Origin of the sequence: Roseimarinus sediminis (assembly GCF_050433125.1) — a bacterium.
In the GTDB taxonomy this organism is placed as follows: domain Bacteria; phylum Bacteroidota; class Bacteroidia; order Bacteroidales; family Prolixibacteraceae; genus Roseimarinus; species Roseimarinus sediminis.
On the sequence record NZ_JBNPXV010000001.1, the window covers coordinates 654,517 to 664,434 of the forward strand.

Below are 9,918 nucleotides of genomic sequence, written 5' to 3' on the forward strand. Positions count from 1 at the left end.
TGCTTTCAAAATTTTATCATACCATGATGCCTTTTAAGGGTACCGGTCAGATTGATTGGTGTATTAAAATATTACTTACTTCCAATTTACTTACTTCTCTTTACTTCTATCAATTAAAAACTCTATTGTATGAAAAAAACGCTACTTGCAATGCTGATTATCCTGTTTTTTGTCTCGTGGCAGAAACAGTTAATCGGCGCACCGTCAGTGAATAACCGTTCACATGACCTTGAGCTTATCGATGATCGTGATGAACTTCAAGCCGAAATCACTGCGATGAGTACTTCAACCCTCGACACTGACGGGGATGGTGTTTCTGACGAATTTGATCTTGACGACGACAATGATGGTATTTTGGACACCAATGAATGCACGAGCTCAAATTTCTTCTGGTCGAATCCTCCGGCAATTAATGGAAATACGGCCACTGGGACCATTAACGGAATCGCTTACACTTATACTTCATCGGTAAATGTTACAAGTACTTCTTATTTATTCGGGCACCACGAGTTTCCGGCAAGCTATCAAATTCCAAATGCAAACCCTAGCATTCAAAACATTTACCCAAGTACAAACACATTGAGTTTTGCCAGCCCCATGACGAATCCTGTTTTGGTGTTTGCTTCGATTGGTGGTGGTCCAGTTTCTGTTCCTATTAATTTTAGTGCACCTGTAGAGATATTGTGGTCGAAAGCCACTGTACAGAATTCGCCCACGCAAATCACCGGAACCGAAGGATACGCTGTTGTTCGTTTAAATGGAACTTTCTCAAGCATCACCTTCGATTACCTGACTTATGAAAACTGGGTAAATTTTGTTTTCGGTGCTGATTTCTATTCCTACTGCGATACTGATGGTGATGGCATTACCGACAACCTGGACCTTGACAGTGACAACGACGGATGTTATGATGCCATTGAAGGAAGTTTGGGCCTTGATCCAGGTATTGCTCCCAACGGGATGATCAGCGGATCAGTCGATTCAAATGGCATTCCATTACTGGCAAGCTCATTGGGACAGGGAGCTGGAACCAGCACCAATGCATCGGCTACCTGTTTTTGCGATCTGGGGATCGACACCACAGTTCCTGTTGTGTTGACCAGGTACAACACGGTATTCCTCGATGCTACGGGAAACGCCAGCATTACACCACAAGCGGTCAACAACGGATCGTACGATAATTGCGGAAGCCTTAGCTTGAGCCTCGATGACCAAAATTTTGATTGTTCAGACCTCGATGCCAAAAATGTAGCCACCATTGTTTCCGACAATACATGGACACAGTCAACCGTCGAATATACCACGCCGGGCCAATATGTTTCTGTTGTAAACCTGCTGCCCGATATCAGTACTTATACGCTGCCGGCCAGCAATGCATGGCCCTATGGAACCGTAAACTTTTTTAGTCCTGCTGTTCCTGGAGCTCAGCCTATTTATGCCAACGGAGGTACAAAGTTTTACAGAAATGAATTTCAGTTATCCGGAAGGCCCGAATCTTTGCGAATCAGAGCCAGGGTAGACAACATCATGGAGATTTTCGTGAACGGCATTTCCATTGGCATGGAAGATGATATTGATGGGGCAAATTTCAGCAACACCGTTTATCACGATGTGTTTATCGACGATAGTGGAATACAAAACGGTTATATGGGAGGCATGCAATTCGATGCGGTGACTTCACAGTCGATTCTGGATTTACTGCACGAAGGAGCAAACGAAATTGTTTTTGCCATTGCCAACTCTAACGGAACCGATCAGGGCGGGTTCATGGTACGCATGGACGCTGTGGCTGCAGGTGTTCCGGTGGTTTTAACGGCAACTGATCCCAATGGAAACAGCTCCGACGCCACTGCATTTGTAGTAGTAAAAGACAAGCTTGCCCCTGCAATCAGCACCCAGCCAATTTCTCTAACCCTTCAAGCAAATGGAACAGTCTCCATTACAGCCAACGATGTTGCAACGGTAACAGACAACTGTAGTGTTGCCACTGTTGAATTGAGTCAGTATGTATTCGGGATTAACGATGCACTGAACAGCCCTGTCACAGTTATGGTGACAGCCACCGATGCAAGTGGAAATGTATCTTCTCAACCAGTTGAAGTAAGTGTAATTGATCCTGTGCCACTTGCATTATGTCAAGATATAACCGTAGAACTGGATGAAAATGGTTTCGCATCAATTACACCCGAAATGATTGATAATGGATCTTCATCAGAGGTGGGAATTGCAGATCTAACGCTTGATATAACTTCATTTGATTGCAGCGATATCGGTGCAAACTCTGTAACCTTAACCGTTACAAGTACTTTGGGTACTACCGCTACTTGTTCGGCCATGGTAACAGTAGTTGATCAAACTGCCCCCGTGCTTACTTGCCCGGGCAATATTCTGGTGAACAACACCCCTTCGCAATGTGGTGCCAATGTGAACTTCACCGCATCTGTAAGCGACAATTGTAGTACTACGCTTACTTACAGCCATGAGCCCAATTCGTTCTTCCCAATTGGAATAACCCCGGTTTCCATTACTGCTACCGATGCAAGCGGTAATACTGTCAGCTGCACTTTCAACGTTGAAGTGGTTGATGTGGAACTTCCGAGCATTTCTTGTCCTTTCGACATTGTTGTAAATGCTCAACCCGGTGTTTGCGGAGCAGTCGTCAATTATGAGCTGCCCACAGGAAATGATAACTGCGGTACAGAAGCACCACCAACAAGTATTCCAAATCATACTTTTAAAGGTTATTATAACGGACATACTTATTTTCTCTCCAACAGCATGGTTCCGCCCGAGACGGCCCATGCCAATGCCCTGGCTGCAGGCGGATACCTTGCTACCATTGCCGATGCCCAGGAAAATCAGTTCATCTCGAACATGCATCCCGACCGGATTTGGATCGGCTATACCGATCGGGATGTGGAAGGAAGCTGGCGATGGATCACCAACGAACCGGTTAATTATACCAATTGGTCGGCTGGTGAACCCAACAACGCAGGCAATGAAGACTGGGCTGTGATTAACTGGTCAGGTCCGACATGGAACGACTGGTACTACACCCAACCGGCCTATTATGTGATTGAATTCGGGGGGGGCGGAATTCCGGCGAACCTTGTTGCAGGTCTGGAGTCGGGGAGTGTATTCCCGGTAGGTACTACCGAGGTGACTTACGAAGTGCTCGATCCTTCGGGCAACCGGGTGGAATGTACTTTCAATGTAACGGTGAACGACAATCAGGCTCCGGTTGCTGTAGCTCAGAACCTTGAATTGCAATTGGATCAAAACGGACAGGCAACACTCACAGCAGCTCAGGTCGATAATGGCTCATCCGATAATTGCGAAATTGCCTCCATGGTGCTTTCAAAAACCAACTTCGATTGTTCCAATTTGGGCAACAATCAGGTGACACTTAGCGTAAGCGATGTTAGCGGAAATACAGCATCAGCTCAGGCTGTGATCACTGTCGTCGACAAGCTGGCTCCAACCATTAGCTGTGCTGCCGATATTGTTTCATACGATACCGCTATTCCCGAAGAATCGATGGTTTACAATGTACCGGCCGGAGGTCAGACCAGCGGATGGAGTCCATGGGTTTATACCTTTGCCGATCCCTTGCCCTTTGGTGCCACCATCACAGGTGTTGATCTTACTTTTACGGCCGTTGATCAGGGCTGGGGAGGAACAGGAGCCAATGCAAACATGTACTTTGCCGATACTTATATCGGCAGTGGCGTATTGTACCATGGTTCAATGACGCATACCCTGAATTACGAAGGTGTTGTTCCTGCATACAATTACGGAGGCAACAATACGCTGAAACTATATCATGTGGGTTGGCCCGGATGGGTTGCCTACTGGCAGGGAGGAACGTTTACCATTCATTACCGAACCTCGGATGCTTGTGAGGCCTATGTTGAAGTTACACCTCCTCAGTTTGCTGATAATTGCGGTGGCTTGATTCTTACCAATAATTTGAATGGGACAGCCAGTGCGACCGGTTCCTACCCGATTGGTGTTACCGAAGTGGAATGGACTGTGAGCGATGCTTCAGGAAATACAGCGGTTTGCACCCAGCAAATTACCGTAATCGACAATACTCCGCCCGATGTACTTACCAACAACATTGTGGTGACACTGGATGAATTTGGGCAAGCAGGTATTTATGCCGAAGACGTTGATGCCGGAAGTACCGATAACTGTGGAATTGCTTCACTCCTGATTGATCTTGACCAATTTGATTGCTCAAACGTTGGCGACAACATCGTAAGCCTTACTGTAACCGATATTCACGGGAACAGTGCAACTGAAACAGCCATTGTGACGGTCGAAGACCATGTTGCACCGGTAGCTTTGGCACAGGATATCACCATTCAACTGGATGAACTGGGTGCCGCTTCGATTACTCCCGCGATGATTGACAATGGTTCGAATGACGCTTGCGGTATTGCATCGCTGGCCCTTTCGCAACTCAATTTCGATTGCGCTCATGTTGGCCCGAACACGATAACACTAATAGTAAGCGATGTGAACGGCAACGTTTCAACGGCCGACGCCATCGTAACTGTTCAGGATGTAACACCACCTGTTGTTCTTGTAAAAGACATCACTGTTCAGCTTGATGTTAACGGACAGCTTGCTTTCTCGGTGAACGACATCGATGATGGTTCTTATGATGTTTGTGGTCTGGCTGTCAACAACATGGCGCAAACACCTTTCACCTGTGAAAATATTGGCGAAAACATAATTACCCTTGTATTGACCGATGTGAATGGCAATACTGCCAGTGCCAATGCAGTGGTAACTGTCGAAGACAATGTTGCTCCGCAAGCCCTGGCGCAGGACCTTACCATTCAGCTGGATGCAAATGGACAAGCTTCCATTACACCAGAAGAAGTGGACAACGGTTCGAACGACGCGTGCGGAATTGCTTCATTGGCCCTTTCGCAGCTTAATTTCGATTGCGCGCATGTAGGTCCGAACACAGTCACTTTGACCGTGACCGATGTAAACGGAAATGTTTCAACTGTTGATGCTGTAGTGACTGTTGAAGACAATGTTGCTCCGGTAGCGTTGGCTCAAAACATCACCATTCAACTGGATGAACTGGGCGCAGCTTCCATTACTCCCGAAATGATTGACGACGGCTCGAACGACGCCTGTGGCATTGCCTCACTGGCTCTTTCGCAACTGGATTTCGATTGCAGTCATGTTGGCCCGAACACGGTAACCTTAACTGTAAGCGATGTAAACGGAAACGTTTCAACTATTGATGCTGTTGTCACTGTAGAAGACAACATTGCACCTACGTTGACCGTGCCTGCAGATATTATTCAGTTGAATGATCCGCTGGTATGTGGAGCGTTTATAGAAGTTGGAGAAGCAATTAGTGCTGATAATTGTGCAGTTGCTTCTGTTGTGAACGATTCGCCCGGATTCTTTAATGTTGGAGAAACAACTGTTACCTGGACGGTGACCGATGTAAACGGCAATACCACCACTTTAACCCAACTGGTGATAATTACCAATGATTTGCCGTTAATTGATGAATTGCAGGTAGATACCAACATAGAGCGGGATGAAGAAGTCACTGCTTCGGCCACCTTCACCGACAACAATGTACTGTATGCCACTTTTGAATGGGGCGATGGTTCAAGCTCCGATGGCGTTATCAGCGGTCAGTCGATTAGTGGAAGCCATGTTTATACAGAAACAGGACTTTACACCGTAAACCTGATTATCGAAGATGCTTGTGGTGAAATTGCCACTCAAACCTTTAATTACGTAGTGATTTGGAGCCCATGCGAAGGAAAACTGACTGCTGGTGGATGGATGAATTATCTTCCCGGAAATTGGTTGGAGCAACCAGCCCTGTCAGGAAAGGCAATGTTTGAAATCAATGCCCAGTATAAGAAGCACGGTGGACTGGAAGGTAAATTCAATTTCAATATTAAGAACAAAGGCAGCGAGTTGAAGCTGAAATCAAGTGAATTGGACTGGCTGATGATTAACGGCAATTGGGCAGTGCTTTCGGGCAGCGCCAAAGTTGGCAACCAATATGGCTATACCTTCCAGCTTGCTGTTATTGATGGAGGAAATGGTCACCATGCAACAGGCACCAACAACATCAGGGTCATTATTTGGGATCCTTCGGGCCATGTGATCTTCGACAATGAACAAGGACTTGCTCCCGATCAGCAACCTTCAACCGAAATTGCCAGGGGTTCGATTCAGATTCACAAGAAAGACAATGACTGTGACGACGAATATGCCCACAAGGCCAAGGATAATGGCAAAGACAGGGATGATGACAATGACGACAAAGATGATGACCACTCATGGGATGATCAGTTTAAAAGTTGCAGCATTTACCCCAATCCTGTTGAAGATGACCTGAATTTAAGATTCGAAGGTTTTGATGATGACCATATTTTCTATACCATTAGTGATTCGAAAGGAAGCAAATATGCGTCGAAGGTGAAAATGGATATTTACGGAGGAAAAGGTAAAACCAAAGTAAATCAATACCGACTTCGCAAAGGCACCTATGTAATCACCATTCAGGATAAAGATGGAAAAAATTCAAGAAGTATGCAGTTTATAAAGAAATAGGCGCTTCCTGGATTGAAATAAAAAAGTGGCTGTCCTGCAAATTTTGGACAGCCACTTTCTTTTTACAACGATGTTATTGCTTATAAAACAATTATTTTAGTTGTAAATGAATTAAAGCAAATCAGCCTCAAGTAACAATTCTTCCATTTCAAGCTGAACAGCTTCAGCCTCCTGACGTGCTTTGCTTGCAAAGTCTTCGCCATCGCTGGCATATATTATTCCTCGTGATGAATTAACCAACAGTCCGCACTGATCGTTCATGCCATATTTGGCAACTTCCTGCAAACTTCCGCCCTGAGCGCCCACGCCAGGTACCAGCAGAAAATGGTGAGGGACAAGCTGGCGGATGTCTTCCAGTTTTTCAGCCTTTGTGGCACCCACAACATACATCAGATTATCGGTGGTACCCCAGCTTTGTGAAGTTTTTAACACCGATTCGAACAACAAATCACCGCTTTGGCTATCTTTTAGATATTGAAAATCGGCAGCTCCCTTGTTCGATGTCAGGGCCAGCAAAATGACCCACTTATCGAGGTAAGTCATGAAGGGCTTTACCGAATCTTCGCCCATGTAAGGAGCCACGGTTACTGCGTCAAAATCGAAATGATCGAAGAAGGCACGGGCATACAAACTTGAGGTATTTCCAATGTCTCCTCGTTTGGCATCGGCAATAATGAATACTTCGGGACATTTTTCCCTGATGTATTTTACTGTTTTATCGAGACTCACCAGGCCTTCGGCCCCAAGCGATTCGTAAAAAGCCAGATTGGGTTTGTAGGCAACTGCCAAATCATGGGTGCGATCGACAATTTCCTTGTTAAAGGCAAACAATGGATCGCTGGTATCCATAAGATGCCTTGGAATTTTTTGTATATCACTGTCAAGTCCGATACAAAGGAAGCTTCGCTTTTTCTTAATTTGCTCAAATAATTCTGCTGCGTTCATTTTATTCAGTTTTACGCAGCAAAGTTAATAAAATCGAATAAGCGCCCTTAAAAAATGATGTGCTTCGGGAGTAAAAGTTGAGATAAAAAAAGCCCATCATCGATGAGCTTTCTATATTGAACTGACCAGCTTTTAATTCCCCATTTCTGAAATAAATTTAATGCGCATCAGGCGGATATCTTCAACGGTGTAGTCTTCTTCACCCAGTTCGGCAATGGCCTCTTCAATGCTTCCCGTTTTAGCATCTTCCTTGAAGTATTGAAAGATGTCGTCCTGCGTATCTTCATCCATCACATCGTCGATATGGTAGTCGATATTTATTTTTGTGCCTGAATTAACGATGGCTTCGAGTTCGGTGAGCATGTCTTCAAATCCAAGGCCCAGCGATTCAGCAATGATGTCGAGCGATACTTTACGGTCGACATTCTGGATGATGATGACCTTGTTTTTCGATTTTTGAGCAACCGACTTAACCACCATGTCCTGTGGTCGTTCAATTTCATTTTCTTCAACATACTTTTTAATCAGCTCAACAAATTCTTTTCCATAGCGCATGGCCTTGCCCTGGCCCACACCCTGGATGTGCTGCAGTTCCTGTATTGTAACCGGATACTGAATTGACATGTCGGAAAGTGAAGGATCCTGGAAAATTACAAAAGGAGGCAACTCTTTTTGCCGGGCTACTTTCTTCCGCAGGTCCTTGAGCATGCTAAAAAGCTGAGGATCGCCCGAACCGCCCGAAGGGGCATTGGAGGCATCGGCCACATCGGCTTCAAAGTCATGGTTTTTGACCATCATGAACGACGTTGGCTTTTCAAGAAAAGCCATTCCTTTTTCAGTCATTTTAAGCAGGCCGTAATTCTCGATATCCTTACTGATGAGGCCGTCGATCATGGCCTGACGGTAAATGGCATGCCAAAACCGGGCTTCATGATCATCGCCTTGTTTGAAGATGTCGAGCTCATCGTGCCGGAACGATTTAACGGCCGCATTGTTATTACCAATGAGAATGTTGGTAATGTGTTCCATTTTGTATTTCTGATTGACGGCCAGGATGGAATTGAGTGCGATCACCATTTCATCTTTGGCTTCAATGCGTTCTTTCGGATGCAGACAGTTATCGCATGCATTGCAATTGTCGGGCTCGTAGGTTTCGCCAAAATAATGCAGCAATATTTTTCGCCGGCATACCGACGATTCGGCATACGAAACGGTATCGAGCAGCAGCTGAGTGCCAATCTCCTGTTCGGCAACCGGCTTGCCCTGCATGAATTTTTCGAGCTTCTGAATGTCCTTGTAGCTATAAAAGGTGATGCATTGTCCTTCGCCTCCGTCGCGCCCTGCACGACCGGTTTCCTGGTAATAGCCTTCGAGGCTCTTGGGGATGTCGTAATGGATAACATAGCGCACATCGGGTTTGTCGATGCCCATACCAAAGGCGATGGTGGCCACAATCACATCCACTTCTTCCATCAGGAACATGTCCTGGTGTTTCGATCGTGTGGCGGCATCCATTCCGGCATGGTAAGGCAGGGCTTTGATCCCGTTTACCTGCAGGTTTTCAGCAAGCAATTCTACTTTTTTACGACTCAGGCAGTAAATAATGCCCGACTTGCCTTTGTTATTCGAAATGAATTTTATGATTTCGGCAGTGGCTTTTACTTTTGGCCTGATTTCGTAATACAGATTTTCGCGGTTAAAGCTCGATTTGAAAACCCTTGCATCGAGCATGCCCAGATTCTTTTGAATATCGTGCTGTACTTTGGCAGTTGCAGTTGCTGTGAGGGCAATTACAGGTGCTTTCCCTATTTCAGCAACAATTGGCTTGATGCGCCGGTATTCTGGTCGAAAATCGTGCCCCCATTCTGAGATACAATGAGCCTCATCAACAGCATAAAATGATATATTGATCTGCTTCAGAAAATCGATATTGTCTAATTTGGTCAGCGACTCGGGTGCGACGTACAGCAATTTTGTTTTTCCGGACAGAACGGCTTCCTTCACTTCCTGTATGGCTGCTTTCGAAAGCGACGAGTTTAGAAAGTGGGCAATGCCGTCCTCGGTTCCAAAGCTTCTTATGGAGTCAACCTGATTTTTCATTAAGGCAATCAAAGGTGAGATAACGATGGCGGTTCCCTCCATTAAAAGGGCGGGTAACTGATAACACAGCGATTTACCACCTCCTGTAGGCATTAATACAAAGGTATCGTTACCATCCATCACACTTTGAATCACCTTCTCCTGATCTCCCTTAAACCTGTCGAATCCAAAATGTTTCTGGAGTTGTTCTGTTAAATACTGAGTATTTCCCATTGTCAGAATTTTATCTTCTGTAACTATTAAATTTTTATGAACGAAACACTAAGA

At 45.4% G+C, this 9,918-nt stretch carries 3 protein-coding genes; 1 reads left to right on the forward strand and 2 read right to left on the reverse strand.

Annotated features, from left to right (window positions below):
• Positions 1 to 129: 129 nt before the first annotated feature.
• On the forward strand, positions 130 to 6,606 hold the full coding sequence (locus tag FHS86_RS02560) for an HYR domain-containing protein (RefSeq protein WP_429410809.1): 6,477 nt from the start codon (positions 130 to 132) through the stop codon (positions 6,604 to 6,606).
• A 111-nt stretch (positions 6,607 to 6,717) separates the two neighbouring features.
• Here FHS86_RS02560 and pyrF read toward each other — a convergent pair whose 3' ends face one another.
• Positions 6,718 to 7,551, reverse strand: coding sequence for an orotidine-5'-phosphate decarboxylase (pyrF, locus tag FHS86_RS02565; RefSeq protein ID WP_429410812.1), 834 nt, complete (start codon positions 7,549 to 7,551; stop codon positions 6,718 to 6,720).
• Positions 7,552 to 7,683: 132 nt separating this feature from the next.
• Positions 7,684 to 9,864, reverse strand: coding sequence for a DNA helicase RecQ (recQ, locus tag FHS86_RS02570; protein ID WP_429410814.1), 2,181 nt, complete (start codon positions 9,862 to 9,864; stop codon positions 7,684 to 7,686).
• Between the last annotated feature and the right edge of the window lie 54 nt (positions 9,865 to 9,918).